Source organism: Nitrospira sp. M1 (genome assembly GCF_965152605.1).
This window is the reverse complement of the sequence record NZ_OZ224217.1, coordinates 3,674,993-3,698,872: the sequence shown is the minus strand read 5'-3', so window position 1 is coordinate 3,698,872 and position 23,880 is coordinate 3,674,993. Positions and strand designations below refer to the sequence as shown.

Genomic DNA, 23,880 nt, shown 5'->3' with positions numbered 1-23,880 from the left:
ATGATGAAACTAATAGAACGAGGAACTTTCCCACGAGTAAAGCTGTTCAGTGAAAAGAAATGAAAGCTGGTGGGAAGGTTTATCGAGTGAAGGATTTGATCATGAAAAAACGATTGCTTCCGTATAGTCTCAGTATAGTTGTCATCTTGTGGATATCGATTCCTCAAGTGTGGTCATATGAAGAAATGGTTGTGGAACAGGGAGGTACCATCCAAGGTAAGGTGACGTTGATAGGGGACTCTCCAAAACCGATGGCGTTCAACCTGGTTACGATTCCTGACCCCGTCTATTGTGGACGAATTTCTACCGGAACCGGCTGGCGGATTGTAGAAGATTTTATCGTGAACCCTGAGGGTGGGCTCAAAGATGTAGTCGTGATGATTGCAGGTATTAAAAAAGGTAAGTCTTTTGAATTGCCTAAAGTCAAGATTGAAGCCAAGGATTGCGACTTCTTTCCTTTTGTCAATGTCTTACGTGACCAGGATGAAATACAGGTTATGAATATGGATCCTGTGCAACATGATATTCAGGGATATGAAACGGCTCGTGTGCGCGGCGCCCGTGTGTTATTCAATCGCCCACTCCCGATGAATCCGTTTCACAAAGTCTTTGACGCACTCCATAGTCACAAACATTTACCCGGTACACCCATGATTGAAAACATTCACTTAACAAAAGAACGAGATATTTTTGTCATGCAATGCGGGTTTCATCCGTACATGTTTTCTTGGGGCGTCGTTGTGGACAATCCGTATTATGCCATCACGAAAGAAGATGGTCGGTTCGAAATTACGAATGTGCCTCCCGGAGACTACACGCTGACCGCATGGCATGCTGGCACCAAAACATATTTGAGGAAAAACGTCACCGTAAAGCAGAAAGAAGTAATCACGGAACAGTTCGTATATGAAGCGCCCAAGGGTCGAAGAAGTGTTCATGAAATGCATGAAAATCCACATTTTGGACTGGAAATGCTGGGTGACGACGTAGAAATTGAGCCATCATTGCGCCTTCAACAAACTTCGTAACAGCGTAGGCTTTAACAGCGTTTAGGTTTTGTCTTTCTTCCTGGTCTTTTCGAAGGTGCGGAGAAGCGACCGTCTATCTGTCTGCTCGACTAATATTGGAGAACTATTGCTAGAAAGTCATGGACCCTCAGGCTCCGTTCGTTTGCTCTAATTCTGGGAATTGATGTTCACGGCAGATCAATTGAATTTCCTGTTTACTTAATGGTTCACGCGTTAATCCGCAGACATAGCCTCCTTGGTGCTGTTCGTTAAAGCGGCACGTATGGCAGGCGGCGAAGGTCTTGCGTTTATTGGTACGCTGCATTCCGCGTAAGATTCCTCGAAGGACCTCTTTAAGTTCATGAAGATTGAACGAATGGGCTGTCTCCAATGCGGTTTCCAGCCCTTTCGCCGGAATAGATTGCTCAATAAACTTTTTCCCTTTTGTGGTGGGCGTCAGATGCACCATCCGTTTATCCTGTCGATCTTGTTGCTTACGCAATAAGCCCTTCTGCTCTAAGACCTTCAGTGATTGAGAGACTGTTCCCTTTGTTAAGCCTAGATATTCTGTGACAGCCTGGGGCGTATCTGAATAGCGATTGCATTGCGTGAGATACGTCAAGGCTTCGATTTGGACGGGTTGCAATCCAAATTTCAAGCCATACGTCCTCATTTCCATCCGTAAGAGGTTACATAATCGCTCTAATATATCGTGAACTTCAGGTGCGCTCATATGTTGATTGTATCGCCTCGATACATATTTGACAAATGAAAACTATTCTGCAATACTCATATTGGTATCGAGTCAATACTAATAATTTACTTTAACTACAAGGAGAGTCGCAATGAAAAAAGCTATTTTCTATCACGCAGGGTGTCCCGTGTGTGTCGAGGCCGAAGGCATGGTGGCGCAAGCGCTTGACCGCAAGCAATATGACCTGGAGGTCATCCATTTTGCTGAACATCCCAATCGTGTGGCTGAAGCTGAAGCGGCTGGAGTGAAATCCGTTCCAGCGTTGCTGTTAGACAACCAGGTGTTTCACATTAACTTCGGGGCATCCATGGCTGACGTGAAGGGGGCTTCTTGACGAACAACGATGTTCGATGCACGGTTTGTACGTCGTGAGGTGTTTCGCTTACTTAACCGTTGACTCTGCCCTGGGTCGGTGACTTAGGGCAGAGTCAAATGTATACGCCAAGAAAGAAGGAGATAATGAGAATGCGTTCATTCGTGAAATCAATATATATGGGATTAGCTGCTAGTCTCTTGATAACCGCAGCGGCCTGTTCGACGGTTGAACCTCCAGTCGGAAAGACATCTGCGTCGTTATATGATCGGTTAGGGCAGAAACCCGCTATTACAGCGGTCATCGATGAATTTGTGGGGAATGTGGCCAACGATAATCGGATTAATGGCCGATTTGCCACAACAGATATTCCACGATTAAAAGGGCACCTTGTGGATCAAGTATGCATGGCGACTGGAGGTCCCTGTACCTACACAGGCAGAGATATGGTAACGATGCACAAGGGAATGCGTATCACCAACGCCGATTTTAACGCAATGGTCGAAGATTTAATTGCTGCACTCGATACTTTCAAGGTTCCCCAAGCAGAGCAGAAGGAATTACTTGGTCTTCTAGGGTCGATGAAGTCTGATATCGTCGAATTACCGTAACGGCTATTCCTGCATTTGAGTGCGACGCTTGGCTCCTTGCGAGATGGACTTCATCTTGGCAGGGAGCCATTTCGTTCATTGCCATTTTGTGTTAGAACGCGACTGTTCATAGGAAATGTTCTGGAAAGACTGCTGCGGAAAAATTACTGGCTGTTAGATAAGGAGCGTTGAAATTGACTCATCCAACATATGCTGAGATTGGACGCATTGCGTCAGTGTGGCGATACCCGGTGAAGTCGATGATGGGGGAAACTTTATCCCTCGCTCAGGTGAACGAACGTGGGATATTCGGTGACCGGTCCTATGCCATTTTGGATCGTTCAGACGGCAAGATTGCCACAGCCAAAAACCCGAGGAAATGGCCGACATTGTTTACGTTTCAGGCTGCATTCCATGATGCCATGAATGCGGCTGACCACGTGTCTCCGGTTCATATCACATTGCCAGATGGAACCATGCTGACTAGTGAGCGAGATGATGTCGACGACAAACTTTCCCAGGTACTCAATCGCGAGGTCATGTTAGCGGCGACTGAGAATGGTGTGGTGAAAGGTGTACGATCGCCCCTTCCTGCTTCTTGGATTGCCAATTCTGAGGAATATTGGCCTGATGTTGATGGTCGCGATCATCGCGATACTGTGACCGATTTTACGCTTCCTCAAGGAACATTTTTTGACGCGGCCATGATTCATATTCTTACAACCGCCACGCTCTCTCAACTTCATGAGAGCTATCCTGATGGACAGTTAGTCATACCACGTTTTCGGCCAAATCTCATGATCGAAACGACGGATGAGACCAAGGGATTTGCAGAAAATGCATGGATTGGCCACACCCTTGCCGTTGGAGACAGTGTTCGCCTGAAAATATCCGGACCATGTGCTCGTTGCGTCATGACAACCTTATCGCAGGGTGATCTTCCCAAAGACCCCGGTATCCTGCGTACGGCTCTCAAGCAGAATCAAGGGAATGTCGGAGTATATGCCTCAGTCTTGCAGGGAGGGACCATTCGACCTGGTGATGGGATCATGCTTGAAGACTGAATGCCAATGACATTCAGCCTCTTCCGATGACTTGGCCCGTCTGATCATCGAAGGACCTGAATTTAAAAAATGAGCCGCCAATCCAGGGTGACCCCATGTGTCGTCATGTTCTGACTCAATTGTGCAAAATAATTCAAACTCAAAATCTGTTTCTTTAAAACTTCCGCAGTTAGTCCTGCTCCTAATAGTCCACGACTTCGGTTAGGTTTAAAGCCTTCAACTGAAAAACGGACGTTAGGATTTTGTGCAAAGTTAGCATCGACGATTCGATCAGTGTTAAGCATTTCGTAACTCCACCGACCCCATACCTCTGGAACAATTTCAAAGTTCAGACCAGAGGCCATCACGCCAGCCACTCGAAGACCGAGAGACGGGCGAAGCGATTTCGTCTTGGATTTCCCCACTGTCAGATTAAGCGCTTGGGCTCCAGTTTCAGTATATCCGTCCTGAGACAGGTAGCTATAGGACACAGAGGTCAATGGTTGGATATCTAGATCTATGAATGTATTGCGCCATGAATGACGACTGCCGACCTCAAGATATCCTGAAAATTGATAGCCGTCTGTCTGAGCCTTGGCTCGACGATTGATCGATCCGAAGGTAAGACCACGATTGGTTTTAGTTTTCAGGTACCCGAAGGTGCTGGCAATATCTGCGTAAAATGGCTTTTGCATATGACTAGCGTATAGGCCGACAAGGTAGGTATTCACTCGATTCTTGTTAGAAATACCATCTAAGTTTACGTAGGTTTTTGAGAAACCCACATTCATTCCGATCAGAGATCTGGAGCCGATTCGGCGATCAAATCCGAGCATGCCTCCGCCGGATTGATAGTGAAATCCTGTCGTATTGCTATCACGTTTGCTTTTCCCATATATCCCAGTGCCTTGCATCCAGACCCCAGGCTCCCAATGCATTTCATGATTTGTTCCTACACCTGGTTGGAAGTTGGAATTCATAAATGCATTCGAGAGGTCTTGCAAGCTATTCTCCATCTCCAGAGGAGATCCGGTAAATGCAAGGCTTCCCATTGTTCTCCCAACCAAGCCACTGGAGAGGGGCGCGCGGAGCATGTTGGCTGGTCGGATCGCCATCGCTCGAAGAAATTGATTGTTGGATGTGTGAAGGGGAGTTGCAAGAGTTCCTTCTGCTTCTGCGCCACTTGTGATTTGCGTGTAGGCATTTTGTGCTGACTCATCTGGGACGCTCATCAGTTGAGCGATGACTTCGTCAAAATCTCCTGTAGCCTGTGAGCTATTGGCATCCAATGCCAGGGCAATTGCCTGTTGATTGCTTGATCTGGCATTGTTTTGAAAGTTCGTGCTGGTACGGCGTAATGTGAGAATCACATCATTCCCGTTCTGACTAAGATTCGGTGTGAAATTTGGATGATTCATCGACACGGAATCAAAGCTACCAGCGACTCCACCATCGCCGGTGACCAGTGTATACGTTTCTTCATGATGATAAGCGCCAGGTGCGGGTTCGACCTGTACGGTTCCTCCATTGATGGTCACGGTTCCTGAGACATCAACCAGATCCCCACTCCCGTTTCCATTAATATCTATTGCAAGTGTGCTATTGGGATTATTGGTATAGTTCCCGTTCACCGTAAGCGTGCCAATTCCACTTCCAGGAGAAAGGGTCCCTTGGTTAATGATATTGCCCGTTTGACCTGATCCAGACAACGTCCCTCCAGAGGTGACCGTTGTATTTCCTGCTATCGCACCAGTGACTTCTAATATCCCTGCATTGACCGTCGTGGCACCAGTGTAGGTATTGGCGCCTCCTAGCGTCATGGTGCCAGGGCCGAGTTTGGTCAAGCCGCCGGTGCCAGTGAGGACGCCGGTGAAGGCAGTGTCGGTGGCGTCACCCGCGGAGAGAGTGCCGCTGCCAAGGTCGACAGTGCCGGCGCCGGCCAAGGAGGCGACGGAGGCATTGAGGTCATTCAAATCCAAGGTTGTCCCGGCCCCCAGAGAGAGGGCACTGCCGACTCCCAAGGTACCGGCTCCTGCTAGTTGTAAGGTGCCGCCGGTGAGCGTGGTGTCCCCGGTATAGGTATTCGCACCACTCAAGGTCACGGTACCCACGCCTTCTTTGATGAGTGTCCCTGTCCCGCTAAGCACATCACTATAGGTGCCCGAGCCCGCTTGATCGAAGGTGACGGTAGCAGCATTAGCAATATCGCCTTGGAGACTGGAGGTGGTGCCTTCGAGAATGCCCGTCGTGACGGTGGTGCCGCCGGTATAGGTGTTGGTGCCGTCAAGGGTGAGGGTACCGGCGCCGAGTTTGGTCAAGCCACCGGTGCCGCTGAGGACGCCGGCAAAGGTGGTGTCGGTGGCATCGCCGGTAGAGAGGGTGCCGCTGCCTAAGTCGACGGTGCCGGCCCCGGCCAATGAGCCGATGGTGGTATTGAAGTCGTTTAAGTCCAGCGTGGTGCCGGCGCCGATGGCCACAGCACTGCCCGTGCCCAGCGTGCCGGTGCCGCTGAGCTGGAGGGTGCCGCCGGTGAGGGTGGTGGCGCCGGTATAGGTGTTGGTGCCGCCGAGGGTGAGAGTGCCGGTGCCGAGTTTGCTCAAGCCGCCCGTGCCGGTGAGGACGCCGGCAAAGGTGGTGTTGGTGGCATCGCCGGTGGAGAGGGTGCTGGTGCCTAAGTCGACGGTGCCGGCCCCGGCTAAGGAACCGATGGTGGCATTGAGGTCGTTTAAGTCCAGCGTGGTGCCGGCGCCGAGGGCCACAGCACTGCCCGTGCCCAGCGTGCCGGTGCCGCTGAGCTGGAGGGTGCCGCCGGTGAGGGTGGTGGCGCCGGTATAGGTGTTGGCGTCGTCAAGGGTGAGAGTGCCGGTGCCGAGTTTGGTCAAGCCGCCCGTGCCGGTGAGGACGCCGGCAAAGGTGGTGTCGGTGGCATCGCCGGTGGAGAGGGTGCCGGTGCCTAAGTCGACGGTGCCGTCCCCGGCCAAGGAGCCGATGGTGGCATTGAGGTCGTTTAAGTCCAGCGTGGTGCCGGCGCCGAGGGCCACAGCACTGCCCGTGCCCAGCGTGCCGGTGCCGCTGAGCTGGAGGGTGCCGCTGGTGAGGGTGGTGGCGCCGGTATAGGTGTTAGCGCCGTCAAGGGTGAGGGTGCCGGCGCCGAGTTTGGTCAAGCCACCCGTGCCGGTGAGGACGCCGGCAAAGGTGGTGTCGGTGGCATCGCCAGCGGAGAGGGTGCCGCTGCCGAGGTCCACCGTGCCAGCGCCAGCCAAGGAGCTAACGGTGGCATTCAGGTCATTCAAATCGAGCGTGGCCCCGGCACCGACGGAGAGGGCACTGCCGATGCCCAAGGTGCCGGTGCCACTGAGTTGGAGGGTGCCGGCGGTGAGGGTGGTGGCGCCGGTATAGGTGTTGGCGCCGCTGAGGGTGAGGGTGCCGGCACCTTGCTTGAGCAGGCCGCCCGTCTCACTGACGGTCCCGGTAAAGGTGGTCGAAGTGGCATCGCCGACCGTGAGGGTACCGCTGCCTAAACTGACAGTGCCGGTGCCGGTGAGTGAGCCAATGGTGGTGCTGACATCGTTTAAGTCGAAGGTCGCCCCCGCACCGACGGAGAGGGCGCTGCCGACGCCCAAGGTACCAGCTCCTGCTAGTTGTAAGGTGCCGTCATTGATTGCCGTCCTGCCGGTATAGGTATTGGCGCCGCCGAGGGAGAGGGTGCCGGCGCCGAGTTTGGTCAAGCCGCCGGTGCCATTGAGGACGCCGGTGAAGGTGGTGTTGGAGGCATCGCCAGCGGAGAGGGTGCCGGTGCCGAGGTCGACGGTGCCGGCACCAGCCAAGGAGCTAACGGTGGCATTGAGGTCATTCAAATCCAAGGTCGTCCCGGCCCCCAGAGAGAGTGCACTGCCGACGCCCAGAGTACCTGTGCCTGCTAGTTGCAAGGTGCCAGCCGTTAGCATGGTGTCCCCGGTATAGGTATTGGCACCACTCAAGGTCACGGTACCCACGCCTTCTTTGATGAGTGCCCCTGTCCCGCTGAGCACATCACTATAGGTGCCCGAGCCTGCTTGATCGAAGGTGACAGTAGCGGTATTGGCAATATCGCCTTGGAGACTCGTTGTGGTGCCCTCGAGAATGCCGGCGGAGACGGTGGTGCCGCCGGTATAGGTGTTGGTGCCGTCAAGGGTGAGGGTACCGGCGCCAAGTTTGGTCAAGCCGCCCGTGCCGGTGAGGACGCCGGCAAAGGTGGTGTTGGAGGCATCGCCGGTAGAGAGGGTGCCGTTGCCTAAGTCGACGGTGCCGGCCCCAGCCAAGGAGCCGATGGTGGTATTGAAGTCGTTTAAGTCCAGCGTGGTGCCGGCGCCGAGGGCCACAGCACTGCCCGTGCCCAGCGTACCGGCCCCACTGAGCTGGAGGGTGCCGGCAGAGAGGGTGGTGCCGCCGGTATAGGTGTTGGCGCCACCGAGGGAGAGGGTGCCGGTGCCGAGTTTGGTCAAGCCGCCGGTGCCGCTCAAGGTGCCGGCAAATGTGGTGTTGGAGGCATCGCCTGTGGAGAGGGTGCCGCTGCCTAAGTCGACGGTGCCGGCCCCGGCCAAGGAACCGATGGTGGTATTGAGGTCGTTTAAGTCCAGCGTGGTGCCGGCGCCGAGGGCCACAGCACTGCCCGTGCCCAGCGTACCGGCCCCACTGAGCTGGAGGGTGCCGGCAGAGAGGGTGGTGCCGCCGGTATAGGTGTTGGCGCCACCGAGGGAGAGGGTGCCGGTGCCGAGTTTGGTCAAGCCGCCGGTGCCGCTCAAGGTGCCGGCAAATGTAGTGTTGGAGGCATCGCCTGTGGAGAGGGTGCCGCTGCCGAGGTCCACCGTGCCAGCACCAGCCAAGGAGCTAACGGTGGCATTCAGGTCATTCAAATCGAGCGTGGCCCCGGCACCGACGGAGAGGGCACTACCGATGCCCAAGGTGCCGGCCCCACTGAGCTGCAAGGTGCCGGCAGAGATGGTGGTGTCGCCGGTATAGGTGTTGGCGCCGCCGAGGGTGAGAGTGCCGGTGCCTTGCTTGAGCAGGCCGCCCGTCTCACTGAGGACCCCGGTGAAGGTGGTCGAGGTGGCATCGCCGACCGTGAGGGTACCGCTGCCTAAACTGACAGTGCCGGTGCCGGCGAGCGAGCCGATGGTGGTGTTGAGGTCGTTTAAGTCTAATAGGCCACTGCCGCCGATCGTGACCGCGCTGCCACTCCCCAAGGTGCCGGCGCCACTGAGTTGGAGGGTGCCGGCGGAGACGGTGGTGGCGCCGGTATAGGTGTTGGCGCCGCTGAGGGTGAGAGTGCCGGTGCCGAGTTTGGTCAAGCCGCCGGTGCCATTAAAGATGCCAGTGAAGGTGGTGTTGGAGGCCTCGCCGGTGGAAAGGGTGCCGGTGCCTAAGTCGACGTCCCCGGCTCCGGCTAACGAGCCAATGGTGGTGCTCACATCATTCAAGTCTAAGATCCCACTGCCGCCTATTGTGACTGCACTGCCGCTCCCCAAGGTGCCGGCGCCACTGAGCTGGAGGGTGCCGCCGGTGAGGGTGGTGGCGCCGGTATAGGTGTTGGCGCCGCTCAACGTGACCGTGCCCGTGCCTTCTTTAATGAGTGTGCCGATGCCGCTGAGGATATCGCTATAGGTCCCGGCGCCCGCTTGATCGAAGGTGACGGTAGCGGTATTGGCAATATCGCCTTGAAGACTCGTTGTGGTGCCCTCGAGAATGCCGGCGGAGACGGTGGTGCCGCCGGTATAGGTATTAGCGCCGCCGAGGGTGAGGGTGCCAGTACCGAGTTTGGTCAAGCCGCCGGTACCATTGAGGACGCCAGTGAAGGTGGTGTTGGAGGCATCGCCAGCGGAGAGGGTGCCGGTGCCGAGGTCGACGGTGCCAGCGCCAGCCAAGGAGCTAACGGTGGCATTCAGGTCATTCAAATCGAGCGTAGCCCCGGCACCGACGGAGAGGGCACTGCCGATGCCCAAGGTGCCGGTGCCACTGAGTTGGAGGGTGCCGGCAGAGACGGTGGTGGCGCCGGTATAGGTGTTGGTGCCGCCGAGGGTGAGAGTGCCGGTGTCGAGTTTGGTCAAGCCGCCGGTACCATTGAGGACGCCAGTGAAGGTGGTGTTGGAGGCATCGCCAGCGGAGAGGGTGCCGGTGCCGAGGTCGACAGTGCCAGCGCCAGTCAACGAGCTAACGGTGGCATTCAGGTCATTCAAATCGAGCGTGGCCCCGGCACCGACGGAGAGGGCACTGCTGACGCCCAAGGTGCCGGCCCCACTGAGCTGCAAGGTGCCGGCAGAGACGGTGGTGGCGCCGGTATAGGTGTTGGTGCCACCGAGGGTGAGAGTGCCGGTGCCGAGTTTGGTCAAGCCGCCGGTGCCATTGAGGACGCCAGTGAAGGTGGTGTTGGAGGCATCGCCAGCGGAGAGGGTGCCGGTGCCGAGGTCCACCGTGCCAGCGCCAGTCAAGGAGCTAACGGTGGCATTCAGGTCATTCAAATCGAGCGTGGCCCCGGCACCGACGGAGAGGGCACTACCGATGCCCAAGGTGCCGGCCCCACTGAGCTGCAAGGTGCCGGCAGAGATGGTGGTGTCGCCGGTATAGGTGTTGGCGCCGCCGAGGGTGAGAGTGCCGGTGCCTTGCTTGAGCAGGCCGCCCGTCTCACTGAGGACCCCGGTGAAGGTGGTCGAGGTGGCATCGCCGACCGTGAGGGTACCGCTGCCTAAACTGACAGTGCCGGTGCCGGCGAGCGAGCCGATGGTGGTGTTGAGGTCGTTTAAGTCTAATAGGCCACTGCCGCCGATCGTGACCGCGCTGCCACTCCCCAAGGTGCCGGCGCCACTGAGTTGGAGGGTGCCGGCGGAGACGGTGGTGGCGCCGGTATAGGTGTTGGCGCCGCCGAGGGTGAGAGTGCCGGTGCCTTGCTTGAGCAGGCCGCCCGTCTCACTGAGGATCCCGGTAAAGGTGGTCGAGGTGGCATCGCCGACCGTGAGGGTACCGCTGCCTAAACTGACAGTGCCGGTGCCGGCGAGCGAGCCGATGGTGGTGTTGAGGTCGTTTAAGTCTAATAGGCCACTGCCGCCGATCGTGACCGCACTGCCGCTCCCCAAGGTGCCGGCGCCACTGAGTTGGAGGGTGCCGGCGGAGACGGTGGTGGCGCCGGTATAGGTGTTGGCGCCGCCGAGGGTGAGAGTGCCGGTGCCTTGCTTGAGCAGGCCGCCCGTCTCACTGAGGATCCCGGTAAAGGTGGTCGAGGTGGCATCGCCGACCGTGAGGGTACCGCTGCCTAAACTGACAGTGCCGGTGCCGGCGAGCGAGCCGATGGTGGTGTTGAGGTCGTTTAAGTCTAATAGGCCACTGCCGCCGATCGTGACCGCACTGCCGCTCCCCAAGGTGCCGGCGCCACTGAGTTGGAGGGTGCCGGCGGAGACGGTGGTGGCGCCGGTATAGGTGTTGGCGCCGCTCAACGTGACCGTGCCCGTGCCTTCTTTAATGAGTGTGCCGATGCCGCTGAGGATATCGCTATAGGTCCCGGCGCCCGCTTGATCGAAGGTGACGGTAGCGGTATTGGCAATATTGCCTTGAAGACTCGTTGTGGTGCCCTCGAGAATGCCGGCGGAGACGGTGGTGCCGCCGGTATAGGTGTTGGTGCCGCCGAGGGTGAGAGTGCCGGTGCCAAGTTTGGTCAAGCCGCCGGTACCATTGAGGACGCCGGCAAAGGTGGTGTTGGAGGCATCGCCAGCGGAGAGGGTGCCGGTGCCGAGGTCGACGGTGCCCGTTCCCGCTAAGGAGCCGATGGTGATGCTCACATCATTCAAGTCTAATAGGCCACTGCCGCCGATCGTGACCGCACTGCCGCTCCCCAAGGTGCCGGCGCCACTGAGTTGGAGGGTCCCGGCAGAGACGGTGGTGGCGCCGGTATAGGTGTTGGCACCGCCGAGGGAGAGGGTGCCAGTGCCGAGTTTGGTCAAGCCGCCGGTGCCGCTCAAGGCGCCGGTAAAGGAGGTGTTGGAGGCATCGCCGGTAGAGAGGGTGCCGCTGCCTAAGTCGACGTCTCCGGCTCCGGCTAACGAGCCAATGGTGGTGTTCACATCATTCAAGTCTAAGATCCCACTGCCGCCTATTGTGACAGCGCTGCCGCTCCCCAAGGTGCCGGCCCCACTGAGTTGGAGGGTCCCGGCGGAGACGGTGGTGTCGCCGGTAAATGGGTTATTGCCGCCAAGAGTCAGAGTGCCTAGCCCTTGTTTACTTAAACCACCGGTACCCGCTATGGATCCAGGTAGTGTTAGGTTATTACTCGTGCTGACGTCCCAAATAGGAGTCACTCCATCAATGAATAAATCACCACCCAATGCTTGCCCAGCTGAAGACCCTCCCCCCCCGGCGGTGCCTGCTGTCACTGTACTATTCGCAAAACTTCCGTCAACGACCGTTAGACTTCCTCCTTGTCGAACAAAGACTGCTCCGCCCAGTCCAGCTCCTCCTCCGCCTGAAATTGGGCCACTACTTCCGCCACCCGTCCCAGCTGTTCCTCCATTGTTGCCGGCCCCTGCACCAAAGCCTGCATTTCCGCTATTCGCCCCACCTCCACCTCCATATCCCCCATCGCCACCGTTACCACCGCCACCTCCACCAAATCCGGCATCACCACCTGAGCCATCGAATCCTACTGCTCCGATTCCTCCACCACCACCACCACCCCGAATCCCCCGTCACCGCCATCGCCGCCATTAATAGCTCCTAATCCCCCGCCGCCCCCGCCGCCGCCATCGCCTCCATCGCTTGCGTTACTCGCAGAGCCAAGCACGCTCAACGCACCACCGCTCCCGCCATTCGGTGCACCGCCGGTTCCTCCAAACCCTACAAATCCGTTTCCGCCATCACCAGTCTCTCCCCCACCGCCTCCAGCCCCACCAACGAGGGCGCTACCGCCATTACCAGCCAGTCCTCCACCCCCGCCATGCCCAACTAGGTTCAATGGAGCCCCACCATCGCCACCCAATCCTCCGCCTCCTCCAAGAAGTAATCCTACGATTCCTCCACCATCTCCACCGACTGCTTCGTTTTGATCAAAGTCAACATTTTCGAGCGTGACAGTGGCACCATCATTGACAAAGAGTCCGCCGCCCGCACCAAGTCCGCCACCTGCACCAATTCCACCATCTCCCCCTTTGGCTCGACCATTTTCCACATTGAAATTAGAGATTTGAACGGTACCCGTCCGTATGAAAAACACTCGGTGGGCATTATTCCCATCGATCGTCACCTCGCCACCTGTAGCTCCGCTCGCGTTAATGGTCACGGATTCATCGATGAGCGGAAGGGCGCTGGAGAGCGTGATGGTTCCAATCGATCCAGAAAAGACAATTGAATCAGTTCCGCCAGAACTATTTGCGTCGATAATGGCTTGACGCAGAGAGCCAACACCTGAATCGTTATTCGTGGTGACGGTATAGGTGGCGGCTAAACCGACTGAAAAGAAAAAAATCTCGGGAGCAGCAATAACGCAAAGCAATACAATGCAAGCAATAGTAGGTAATCGCATGAAGAACCCTCTTCTCGCGGTTGTAATTGGTCCGATTCGGTTATATGTGTGTTCAGAGATTTTTACTGAACATCATGCACCCGATCGAATCATTGATCTGTTCGACGATAGTGTCGAGATAAGTGCGGATAAGTAATGAAGGGAATGAATAGATGCAGACGGGAAGATAAAGAAAAGATAAATTCAAAGAAACGATGAACCGGTGACGATACAGGATAAAACGAAGGAACGTCTGAGTGACAAAAAATGTATGAGTTCGGTCGTGGTCTGGTTCAAACGATAAAGATCTATGAATCATAGGAATGCTTGATGCTTTTCTACGATGAATATGTCGTGGTTCTTGCGTTCTGATGACAGTGATATCCAAATTTTCAAAAACTTAAGCTGTATGTTGTTCAAATATTCGCAGGCTTTCACGTAAAATGATTGATTGTTCGGTTTCGAACAGAGCGACATGTGCAGCTTCGCACTGACGTGGTCATCTGATTTACTCTGAGATCTTCTCGCATTATCGATGTCTGTCTCTGTACCTTATTTTCCTCATGCAAGATTATTTTCGGCCGTGATTCTTTGCGCGTGGACGAGATGGATTGGCCGCCATATCGCTACGTCATGTAGCGACGTTAGCAGGATATAGCTGTGTTCCCGCACGCTTTGCCTGCTCTCGAGTCGAGCTATCCATTTTGTTAGGGAATACGCATGAAAACTGAAATGGAGGCGGCGTTGGATATTGTGCGGTAAGACGACCTTAGGGTTTGTTATGGAAAGTCGATTTTGAATGTGTGCAGTCAAGAAAACAATAATACTGTTCATTAACTTTACAGTATGATTTGTATTTTTCTTTGTTGTTAGAGGCGAAAGGGTAATTATTCGTTATCATTTTCAAATCTTCCCAGCACCAAACAAGGCCGCAACTTGGCTGCGTCGTGTCGCATGGAGTTTGTCAAAAATGCGGGAAATATAATTTTTTATCGTTTTTTCACTGACATTCATGGTTATGGCAATTTCTTTATTGGTATGGCCAAGGGCAATCATCTCCACGAGTTTTCGTTCCTTTTTGGTTAACGAACCAAAATCCGTTGTCATTTCTGAGTCCGAAAACTGGGTGATTTTTTCAAAAGGAAAGGTCGAACAACTTGAAAAAATGACTTGTGTCCCCGTATTCAGCATGCGAAGACTTTGAATGAGTTCGGTTGCTTTGACATCTTTCATCAAGCAGCTGGCTCCCGTTGTCTGGGATATGGTTAAGAGAGTCTGCTCCTCTATGCCGGACGCGAGCAACATCAACTTCGCATTCGGGAAACGTTGCGCGAGTTGTTGCTGAATGCTCAAGAGATTTGTTTTATCCGGTCCGATGGCCCAGATAATAATGTCGGCGATGTCTCCTGGTTGACTTGCCGGTAATGACTCCGGGGAGGCGGCTTCGCACATAATGTGAAATTCTGCTGTTTCCATAAGAATCGTGCGTATTCCGTGCCGCATGATTTCACTCCGGTCAATCAGAATAAGGTGGATGAGGCTGTGACGTTGTACTGTTTTGCCTTGTGATGACGTTATGTTTTGCATAGTTAAAGGAACACATTCTTGCCTACGGTAATGGTAGAAACGTAAAAATTTCCTGTGACGCGGTCTCGGGGAAGGGAGTGAGGTGACTTGAAAAATCTGAGACGAGACCGTAATGCACTTAAATATGCACAGATGATGCCATTTGAAATTTATTTTATACTTGAGAGCGATTGCTCATTGTTTTCTGTCTCGAGGTTTCCATACATACTTGAATCTTCGAAATTAAAGTTGTCTCGGTCTGTCAGGTAGACCATGACTACTAATGAACAAACTCTGGGTGAGTGTCTGACTACTTTAGGTATAGGATAGGTGGATCTGCATGAATAATCTGTCAGGCAAGAACGATTTGCTTTGTAAGATTACGGCACGTAGGTTGTAGGCATTTTCCTGACAAACGAAGGAAGGGAAACTGAACAGAGGCGCATGATTGTGGAAGACGACATTGAAAGGCGCCAATGAATGAGGCGAGAAGACGGTGAGTCTCTGTGCTATGTGGATTTGTTGAGCTATTGTCACCCCTTACTCAAGCAACTGTTGTTCAAGGGCAAATCGAATAAGTGAAGAGGTGGTTTTAAGATGCAATTTTTCTAACATTCTGGCTCGGTAGGTACTAATGGTTTTCTCACTGAGGGAAAGCTGGGAGGCAATTTCGACGCCTGTTTTCCCTTGGCCAATTAAACGTAACACCTCAAGCTCACGATTTGAAAGTGTGTGAAGCAATGAGGCTGAAGTCTCGCCGGACACATAGGCTGCCAGTTCTTGGGCAAGAGAAGTGCTGACGTACCGGCCTCCTGCGAGAACTTTTTTCATGGCCGTAATCAACTCTTCTGGTGCTGTTTCCTTTGTAAGGTATGCCGATGCCCCAGCCTTCAATGCACGGAGCGCATACTGCTGTTCGGGGTAGAGGCTCAACACAACGATGGGTAAGTCCGGTTGATATTGTTTCATTTCTTTGAGCACGGCGATTCCATTTTTATCTGGGAGATTAATGTCTAATGTTGCGATATCCCATGTTTTTTGTTGTGTGGCTTGTAATGTTTCATGTCCCGTTCCACATTCGACGATTTGCGCTCCCGCGAATGCTTCGGTGATCAAATGTTTCAATCCACGTCGGACGATGGCATGGTCGTCAATGATGAGAATTTTAATCATTACCCTACGTTCTAATCCTTCGCTGATATGAGAGGAGTAGGAACTTGAATGGCAACCCTCGTGCCCTTGCCTTCTTCTCCTTGAATTATCATTGTTCCGTTAATCTCTGATAGGCGCTCCCGAATCCCATTCAGACCCAGAGAAGTGGTCTGTTCTATTTCTTGTCGAGTGATTCCCCTACCATCGTCTTTCATTTCAAGGATGAGATATTCATCACGGTGAGAGAGGCTTACCGTCACCTTGGTAGCATCTGCATGTTTGAGAACATTTGTCAGAAGTTCTTGTGTGATACGAAAGAGCGTCAGAGAGCAATGAGGTGCAAAATCGATGGTGTTGATTTCTTTACTGATAATGAGTCTACAAGGTAGAGACGTCCGGGTTTGGAATTCTTGGATCTGCCACTCAAGAGCTGCGAGGAGCCCTAGGTCGTCCAACATGCTGGGTCGTAAATCTGTAGCAATTCGTCGCATGGTGTATATAGCTGTGTCGACTGCTTTGGTTATGGAATGAAGTTGAGCATAGTATGGGTTATTGGATGGATCCTGATTGAGTTGATCGAATTGTGTCGCCAGATGAGAAATACTAAATTTCAATCCTGTTAAAATTTGCCCAAATTCATCGTGCAATTCTCGTGCGATACGTTTTCGTTCTTCTTCTTGTGCCGACACTAACTGCCTTGCGAGTTGTTGTGCCTGTTCTAAGGCCTGATAGGCATTCTGCTCGGCTCTCATGCGTTCCAATTCAACGGCAGCGCGGTCTGCAAATATCGACAGCACCATTTTAACATAATTGAAATTTTCTAATGGGCCATCGTGAGCAACGCAAATATGGCCAATATAATCGCCAGACTTTCCAACTAGAGCTAATCCCAAATACGAGTCTGCTTGTATCTCTGCTAACCCTTTATCGTGAGGGAAAAACTCTTGCACGCGGTTGGGGTAATACACTGGACTGTTTAATAGAGGACTTTCCCACGGCGTCCCAGCGACATCATAATCAAAAAGCATATGATTCAGTTCTTGGTGCCAGCAGGCAAGCGGCCTCAGGCATGAGCCTTGTTCATCCATCACTTCAGTGATAAGTGCAAATCGAACTCCTGTGGCTAAGGCCAGATGTTTAATGAATTCATCGAAAAAGGCTTGGCCTGTGGATGAAGCGGTTCCCTGCGCAAAACGGTGCAACATGGTCTCGGTTGGCTTGTGTTCTCTGACTTCTTGAGTGAGTCCTAGGATAGTATGAACCTTTCCATGGTCATGTTCGATTGGCAGAAAAGAAGCGTGGAAGAACCGTTTATCTGGGCCTTCAAATTCGTATTCTGATTCGACCTTCTTCAAAGCCAGTTCAAATAGTTCTGCGATCCGTGGCCTATCCTTATTCGCGACAAAATCAAGATATGGTTTTCCGATGATTTCTTCTTTCTTTTTACATCGAATCATCTGAATTCCGGCATGATTCATGGAAATGACCTGGCCCTTACGATTGAGTTGATATATGCAGTATGGTGAATGTTCAACTAATGTGCGGTACTGCTCTTTGCTCATTCTGAGAGCGTCTTGCGCAAATTGTAACTCCGTGATGTTTTCGTGTATCACGACAATGTGGGCTAATCCTTCTCCTTCAACTGGAATGATCTTGACACGAAACCATGTCTTTTGTGGTGGTGATTGGCAGGAATAAACAAACGATGTATGGTGATGTTTGCCACCGATGACCGATCGAATAGCTTTTGCAATTCGCATAGCTTCATCTGCGTAGTCTCCCTTAATTTGCTCACACACCTTTAAATAATCATCTCCAGGATTCCATACAGAAGAGAGAAGGACATTTTGGGGCGCGACATTTCTCAAACTCGCATTCGCTGACAAAACCATTCCCTGGGCATTGATGATGCAGACATGGGCCGATATGGCATTCAGAATGGAATGGGTTAGTTGTTCAGTATTTTGGTCTCTCACGTGACATGCCTAATGTATAATATGTAGTGATAGCTTGATGGCTTAAGAGGATATGTTCTTGTACATCATGAAATAAAAACTTCCCACACTTCATGTTAAACGCTCAGCTGTTATTTCTGGACATTTTGGCTCCACAAATACACTCCCATGAAAATTCATGAGACACGGCCAATTCGACCGTTCGATGATGGCTCCGTATCCGCTCTTAGGACACGCATGGCCATGATGTCGTCGTATGAAGTTTTCGCAGTTGATGGGTCGATCATTCTATCGATGTGGGGGACGTTCTTGGCTCGCCTGTAGTTTGTGACGTCTAAACTATGAAACCTTTTGCAGTTGTTGCGGATAAGTGACTTCTTGATTCAACCTATAATAAGTCGTGGGCATTGAATTGTTCGTCATGAGATCTTGAGGTACGTTACGTTTATTACAATGTTCATAACTAAAAGTCGAGGGTCAACAGTCTTAGGTGTGCTGTCATTTCTAAACGTTTTCTCTTTTTCGATTTTTCTTGTAGTTGAAGCTCAGGTGCGGCCTCGGAACGTGAGTTCGGCTATTGCGGATTTATCGAGTTCGCCTTTCCCTCGCTGGACTAATCGACTGTACTGTTCTAGCGTAGCTGTTGCCAGTGGGAGTGAGAGGCCTTGTTGTTTTCCCATATCAACCGCGATGCCAGAATCTTTCGCGGCATGTGCGGCTGAAAAGTAACATTCATGGTCTCTGTTGATCATGTCATCTCCGTCGGTTTCCAGCACACGCGATGCGGCGCCTGTTTGAGCAAACACCTCTTGTAACATCGTGAGATCAAGACCAAGCGCCTGGCCTAAGCCTAGGCCTTCGGCGAGTCCTGCCGTATTAATGTTCATGACCATGTTGACGAGTGCTTTGACTTTGGCGGCCTCACCGGCCGGCCCGATATGTCGAAGCGCCGCACTCATGGATTGAAGCAGCGGTTCGGCGCATTGGAATGCTTCTGGTTTTCCTCCACACATCAGATAGAGCGTGCCTTCACGAGCTTGCGTAATACTACTGGCCATGCAGGCTTCGAGGCTTTGCCCGCCGTGCTGTTCGACTAATGTTTCAATGTCTATGTGTAATGCCGGAGTATTGGTAGCGCAATTGATGAATAAGCAATCTGAGGCATGGGCGAGCAGACTGTCAGGCGAGTTTGGTTTGAAAATATCCCGCATGGCCTGATCATCGCTTACGACTGTGATGACGATATTGGAGTGCTTGGCAACGTCTGCGGGTGTCGTGGCAGCCTTAACGCCCAACTCTTCGACTAGCGACGTCATGGCAGCAGGGTTTTTATCGAAGACTTTCGTTAACGTATAGCCATGATCACGAAGTCGTCGGGCCATATTGGCCCCCATTCGTCCGATTCCGACAAATCCTACTCGGAACTCAGTTTTGTGCATCGGATGGTACTCCTTTACGCTGTCACCTTGAGTCAATGCATTCTATTGATGCGAGCCTGTTTGAACGCTGATTCTATATGTACCATTATTTGAATAGTGTTGTCAGTGCGTACGAATCGACGAAAAATGTCTGGGTTTTGGTAGACCTCTTGTGAGCAGAACAGGTATGGTATCGCTTCGTGTTGTATCCTTCATCAACCTAACAAGTGGGAAGATTGTCATGACTCAACAGAGCCAAAGTTCACAGCCTCGTGTCGCGATTCTCATGGGTAGTCGAAGTGACCTTGAAACGATGAATCATGCGAGCGACATGCTCAAGAAATTGCAAATTCCTCATGAAGTAAGAATTTTGTCTGCACATCGTGCGACGGATGCTCTCTTAAATTATATCGGGGATGCAGAGGAACGCGGCGTGCAAGTGATCATTGCCGGGGCCGGTGGGGCTGCTCATTTGGCCGGCGTTATTGCGGCCAAAACGATACTCCCGGTTTTGGGGGTCCCCATGCAGTCCAAAGCCTTACAGGGGATGGATTCACTCTTGTCTATTGTGCAAATGCCCAAAGGCATACCAGTTGGGACTTTGGCGATTGGTTCAGCCGGTGCAGCGAATGCGGGATTATTGGCGGCGGCGATCTTAGCGTTAGCCGATCAAGGCGTTCGTGACCGCTTAACCGCATTTCGAGAGGAGCAGACTCAAAAAGTGTTAGCCGATCAAATCGTAACCTGAGTGAGGTATCTCAGAAACTGTGTTTCAGATGCTTCATCTGGAAGTGTCAGGCTCGTCTTCTATAGCCGCTTCAGTTATGCCGAATCTATATGTCGTCATACTGAATGCTGGTTATAGCCGTTTCAAATAACTTCCGGTGGTGGAAACGTTGTACCGCGCTGAGTTCGTGGTATTTTCCTGTTTGGAACGTATTGGGATTCGCTATAGTCGTTGAAAGCGTGGAATCCGCATTCCGTCTTTCTCCACGTCTTCTTCAAAGAGATGCCTCGGCCTGACCCACAGGCCGAAATCGCCATAGAGTGCCCGGTAGACCACCAATTCTTCTTCGGTCTCACTATGCCGGGCGCATCCTATGACCTGATAATCCTTCCCTTTGTAATGCCGGTACCGTCCGTTTTCAACCATCACGGTTCTCCTTGTGCGCTCAAAAATCATCAAAGTGGAAATTGCTGTCGATAGGCGAACAGGGCAATACTTGTGGCCATGGCTGCATTTAAGGAGTCAACGGTCTTGGCCTGAGGGATCATGAGAGTGTGTTGAAACTGTGCGTCTGGCAACCCGAGGCCTTCTTCTCCAACCAGCAGTCGAATATTTTCAGGCCATTCCCACGTTGAAAGATCGTCTCCCTTGAGATCCAGAGACACAATCCATCGACAAATTTCATGGTGGCTCAGGTCACGAATCTTCGGTCCTTCCCACAAGGATTGATTGAAGATGGTTCCACTTGACGCTCGGATGGCTTTTGGATGAAACGGGTTGGCGGCTTCCTGTAACACAATCAGTTTTTGTACCCCAAAAGCCGAGCAGCTTCGGATGAGCGTTCCCAGATTATTGGGGTTGCTCAGTGGACACAGGACTTCGACTCCTTCCGGAGGTACGGAGAGGTTGGCGGATGGGATTGCGGGGGTATGACACACGAGGAGGGGAAACGCCGTTCCCGCAGTATCGAGTTGTTGAAAGAGTGTATTCGCCAGTTTGAACGTACGCACATGTTCAGGTAATTCCGGCAGTTCGGCGTGTTGAGAAGTGCAGAGGTATTCTCTGCAGAGAGTTGGATGACGAGACAATGTTTCCTGAATAATCTTCCTGCCGGCGACAAGACATTGTCCATGTTTTCGAATCCCTTTTCGTTCACACAACGAGATCCAACGTTTAAAGTGGGTATTTTGGGCGCTAGTGATACGTCGTTCATGATCGTCTGCTGGGTTCGAGGGGCGAGGAGAAATAGTCTGAAAACGAGAAGTCATGGGTGTCGTTGGAGCGTCGTGTTTGGCGTTCACCTTCAAAGATAACAATGCCCAGCATTCTAACAGAACCAGCATTCAGAAACCGGTGTTTTGGCCGATAGGAATGATAGGGGATTTGACGAACCTTCGACATGTGAGGTCTCTCACTTTGCGAAGGAGCATGCGTGTAAGAGAACCGACATGGCTGGTTGTGCGATAGGTTGTTGGTGATGAGGATATTGCATCAGATCGTTGTTGTAAGGAGATGTCTGCATGTTTAAGCGGTGGTCTGGAGATGATAAGAAATCGACAGGGGCAAAGCTGGAATATCATCAATCACGTGATCCTGCATCAGCTCACGAGCATGATCATGCAACACCGGCTTCGGAGGCATTGGCCAAAATTTTGCGTGCCTTAGGTCGACAATCGTTTGATCTCGATCATGTCGTCGCTGAAGATATCGAAAAAAACTTTGAACGGTGGGCGATGCATGTTCTTGTGGGCGCCTCGACTGTGGAGGATGAAGAGCCGTTGACCGATGGTCGACGGGATTGGGGAGGGCTCAATCGCTTTGTCAATACGCATCGACAACAGGAAAAAAAGTATGTCTCGGAAAGTTTGAGCGATCTTCGAGATGTCTTGCTAACCTTTACGCAAACCATTGGACAAACGGTGATTGATGATCAGGAAACCGATCGACAACTGGCGATGCATCTTGGAGGGTTACAGGCGGCTTCGGAAACACACTCTGCAGAGGAAATGAAGAACGCGCTGCTTCTTGCGGTGCAAGGGATCAGTCAGGTCATTGTTGAGCGAAAACAGCGTCAACAGGCACATGTCGAAATTTTGGGATCCAAGCTTCAAAAAATGCAGACGGAGCTTGGACAGGCGCGTGCGCAAATGACCCTGGATCCGCTCACCAAGCTCTACAATCGAGCAGCCTTGGATACGCAGTTGGAGCGTGTCGTTGGCCTGAGTCTTCTTGCGGGGTCGGAGGCGAGTGTCTTAATGATTGATGTCGATCATTTCAAGCAGGTGAATGATACGTTTGGTCATCGAGCCGGCGATGCCGTTCTGCAGCAGTTTGCTGATCGATTGGTGTCAACGTTTTTGAGGAAGTCGGACTTTCTCGCTCGCTATGGAGGCGAAGAAATGGCCGTGTTGCTCCAGAGCGATGGATTGGATATCAGCAGTAAAGTTGCCGAACGATTCTTAGAAGCTGTCAGAAATAAGCCATTTGAACATGAAGGGACTAATATTCCGATCACTGTTTCAATTGGGTTAGCGGAGCTCATGCCTGGCGAGTCCGTTGCTTCATGGATTGAGCGAGCAGATCGGGCGTTATATCAGGCGAAGGAAACGGGACGTGATCGTCTCTGCGTGGCACCCCGGACCTTGGCGGTCTAAATGACCGTGATGGGAGTGAGGTGGTATCACGCGTGTTCGGATTGGGTGTCGTTTGTGATGCGAGAAGAGAGTATTGTCGTGGCGATGTGAAGGGGGCGTTCAATCTCTTCGGTGTTCCCGATGTGCGCTTGGAAAAAACTGGCGATTTCAGAAAGACCTTTTGGAATGTGGGTGATAATGGCCAGGACATCGTCAGGATGTAAGTCAAGCCATTCATTTGCTGCAATTGCAGCCTCCTGCACCGCTTCTTCCGTATCAGGACGACACCAGAGATCAGCGAGACATCCTGAGAGTGCCACACAGTGTATGACAGCCTGTTGTTCTGCCGTGTACTCGCGGTTGTCCTGTGGTTGATGACTGGCGCCTATGGCGACGTGGAAGTCCTCCGGAAGGTTCCAGGATTCTGTTACCCAACTTCCCATTTTGGCATGATCGCACCCAAAGTACTGGTTTTCGAGTATTTGGAGTTCTGTGTGATTGTCTTTCGCATCCATAGTCAATGTTCGTGTGACTTCTGGCGCCACCTCGTTTAATGCCAGGAGGCCAATGTCCTGAAGCAGCGCAGGAATAAAGACCAGCTCGGGATCAGGGAGTTTGCACCAATGTCCTAACGTTCGACCGGCTATGCCGGCGATGATGGAGCGACGCCAGAATTTTGAATGATCCATCCCGATATGTTCGGGGTGGTTCATGTCCTGACACAATCGGTAGAAACAGAACGACAAGGCTAGGGAGTTGACGGCATTGATGCCGAGCAATGTCACAGCTTGAACAATATTATTGATGGTATGGCGAGATCCGCCGTAATAACTGGAATTGGCAATGTGCAGAAGCCTTGCGACGATTGCTGGGTCTTGACTCATTAATGCCGCGAGCTTTTCGAGGTCCGCATCTTCGTTTCGGCACATTTTTAAAATTTGCGACGCAATAGGTGGAAGGGCTGGGAGGCTCAATGATCGCTGTAAGCGGTCAAATAATGATCCGTCCTCGCCTGGGTACCAGTGCGAGTCTTCAGTGAATGTTGGCGATGCTTTGGGCATGTGTGTGCTGTTGTCAATCAATGCCATGTTCTCCAGCGTGTCAATGAGAGTGAGGGGCTTGCCTATAGTTTCGGTGAAAAAGATGCAGGCTTAAGGGGAAATTCAGCTAGGATGCCCTGCTATCTATTCAGGCAGGCT

18 protein-coding genes are annotated in these 23,880 nt (G+C 52.5%); 7 read left to right on the top strand and 11 right to left on the bottom strand.

The genetic code is table 11. The features are described from left to right. Positions 1–101: 101 nt before the first annotated feature. A complete protein-coding gene (locus ACWHX8_RS16690) occupies positions 102–1,028 on the top strand; it encodes a carboxypeptidase-like regulatory domain-containing protein (protein ID WP_447969265.1) in 927 nt (308 codons plus the stop codon). Positions 1,029–1,155: 127 nt separating this feature from the next. Here the strand turns inward: ACWHX8_RS16690 and ACWHX8_RS16685 are convergent, their stop codons facing one another. After that, the gene (locus ACWHX8_RS16685; protein ID WP_447969264.1) at positions 1,156–1,740 is read right to left on the bottom strand and encodes a MarR family winged helix-turn-helix transcriptional regulator; all 585 of its coding nucleotides are present in this window, start codon (positions 1,738–1,740) and stop codon (positions 1,156–1,158) included. Positions 1,741–1,852: 112 nt separating this feature from the next. On the opposite strand from ACWHX8_RS16685, the gene ACWHX8_RS16680 reads away from it, so the two are divergent. From ACWHX8_RS16680 to ACWHX8_RS16670, 3 genes are all read left to right on the top strand, one after another. Further along, positions 1,853–2,095, top strand: a complete 243-nt coding sequence (locus tag ACWHX8_RS16680) for a thioredoxin family protein (RefSeq protein WP_447969263.1) — start codon at positions 1,853–1,855, stop codon at positions 2,093–2,095. Between the two features lie 131 nt (positions 2,096–2,226). Beyond that, positions 2,227–2,685: a group I truncated hemoglobin gene (locus tag ACWHX8_RS16675; protein WP_447969262.1), complete on the top strand. Its 459-nt coding sequence runs from the start codon at positions 2,227–2,229 to the stop codon at positions 2,683–2,685. 173 nt (positions 2,686–2,858) lie between these two features. Continuing rightward, a complete protein-coding gene (locus ACWHX8_RS16670; protein WP_447969261.1) occupies positions 2,859–3,728 on the top strand; it encodes an MOSC domain-containing protein in 870 nt (289 codons plus the stop codon). Positions 3,729–3,790: 62 nt separating this feature from the next. Here the strand turns inward: ACWHX8_RS16670 and ACWHX8_RS16665 are convergent, their stop codons facing one another. The 3 genes from ACWHX8_RS16665 to ACWHX8_RS16655 form a co-directional block, all read right to left on the bottom strand. After that, on the bottom strand, positions 3,791–12,058 hold the full coding sequence (locus ACWHX8_RS16665; RefSeq protein ID WP_447969260.1) for an autotransporter-associated beta strand repeat-containing protein: 8,268 nt from the start codon (positions 12,056–12,058) through the stop codon (positions 3,791–3,793). A gap of 80 nt (positions 12,059–12,138) precedes the next feature. Next, the gene (locus tag ACWHX8_RS16660) at positions 12,139–12,366 is read right to left on the bottom strand and encodes a hypothetical protein (RefSeq protein ID WP_447969259.1); all 228 of its coding nucleotides are present in this window, start codon (positions 12,364–12,366) and stop codon (positions 12,139–12,141) included. Positions 12,367–12,372: 6 nt separating this feature from the next. After that, on the bottom strand, positions 12,373–13,251 hold the full coding sequence (locus ACWHX8_RS16655; RefSeq protein ID WP_447969258.1) for a hypothetical protein: 879 nt from the start codon (positions 13,249–13,251) through the stop codon (positions 12,373–12,375). On the opposite strand from ACWHX8_RS16655, the gene ACWHX8_RS16650 reads away from it, so the two are divergent. Next, positions 13,250–13,387 carry a hypothetical protein gene (locus ACWHX8_RS16650; RefSeq protein ID WP_447969257.1) on the top strand — a complete coding sequence of 46 codons (138 nt, stop codon included), beginning with the start codon at positions 13,250–13,252 and terminating at the stop codon, positions 13,385–13,387. The genes ACWHX8_RS16655 and ACWHX8_RS16650 overlap by 2 nt on opposite strands. Positions 13,388–14,133: 746 nt before the next feature. Here the strand turns inward: ACWHX8_RS16650 and ACWHX8_RS16645 are convergent. The 4 genes from ACWHX8_RS16645 to ACWHX8_RS16630 all read right to left on the bottom strand — a co-directional run bounded on the left by ACWHX8_RS16645 (position 14,134) and on the right by ACWHX8_RS16630 (position 19,342). Then, positions 14,134–14,817 (bottom strand): response regulator transcription factor, encoded by a 684-nt coding sequence (locus ACWHX8_RS16645; protein WP_447969256.1) that lies wholly within the window; start codon positions 14,815–14,817, stop codon positions 14,134–14,136. Positions 14,818–15,336: 519 nt separating this feature from the next. Beyond that, entirely contained in the window at positions 15,337–15,969 is a 633-nt protein-coding gene (locus tag ACWHX8_RS16640) for a response regulator (protein WP_447969255.1), read from the bottom strand. 11 nt (positions 15,970–15,980) lie between these two features. After that, positions 15,981–17,924 (bottom strand): PAS domain-containing sensor histidine kinase, encoded by a 1,944-nt coding sequence (locus ACWHX8_RS16635; protein ID WP_447969254.1) that lies wholly within the window; start codon positions 17,922–17,924, stop codon positions 15,981–15,983. Positions 17,925–18,448: 524 nt separating this feature from the next. Beyond that, entirely contained in the window at positions 18,449–19,342 is an 894-nt protein-coding gene (locus ACWHX8_RS16630) for an NAD(P)-dependent oxidoreductase (protein WP_447969253.1), read from the bottom strand. Between the two features lie 220 nt (positions 19,343–19,562). On the opposite strand from ACWHX8_RS16630, the gene purE reads away from it, so the two are divergent. Further along, positions 19,563–20,069, top strand: coding sequence for a 5-(carboxyamino)imidazole ribonucleotide mutase (gene purE, locus ACWHX8_RS16625; protein ID WP_447969252.1), 507 nt, complete (start codon positions 19,563–19,565; stop codon positions 20,067–20,069). A 201-nt stretch (positions 20,070–20,270) separates the two neighbouring features. Here the strand turns inward: purE and ACWHX8_RS16620 are convergent, their stop codons facing one another. Both ACWHX8_RS16620 and ACWHX8_RS16615 read right to left on the bottom strand, forming a co-directional pair. Further along, positions 20,271–20,474: a DUF1653 domain-containing protein gene (locus ACWHX8_RS16620; RefSeq protein WP_447971929.1), complete on the bottom strand. Its 204-nt coding sequence runs from the start codon at positions 20,472–20,474 to the stop codon at positions 20,271–20,273. A 29-nt stretch (positions 20,475–20,503) separates the two neighbouring features. Further along, a complete protein-coding gene (locus ACWHX8_RS16615) occupies positions 20,504–21,316 on the bottom strand; it encodes a TrmH family RNA methyltransferase (RefSeq protein WP_447969251.1) in 813 nt (270 codons plus the stop codon). Between the two features lie 252 nt (positions 21,317–21,568). Here ACWHX8_RS16615 and ACWHX8_RS16610 point away from each other — a divergent pair, with 252 nt between their 5' ends. Beyond that, positions 21,569–22,702 carry a diguanylate cyclase gene (locus ACWHX8_RS16610; RefSeq protein WP_447969250.1) on the top strand — a complete coding sequence of 378 codons (1,134 nt, stop codon included), beginning with the start codon at positions 21,569–21,571 and terminating at the stop codon, positions 22,700–22,702. Between the two features lie 26 nt (positions 22,703–22,728). Here ACWHX8_RS16610 and ACWHX8_RS16605 read toward each other — a convergent pair whose 3' ends face one another. Continuing rightward, the gene (locus ACWHX8_RS16605; RefSeq protein WP_447969249.1) at positions 22,729–23,769 is read right to left on the bottom strand and encodes an HDOD domain-containing protein; all 1,041 of its coding nucleotides are present in this window, start codon (positions 23,767–23,769) and stop codon (positions 22,729–22,731) included. Between the last annotated feature and the right edge of the window lie 111 nt (positions 23,770–23,880).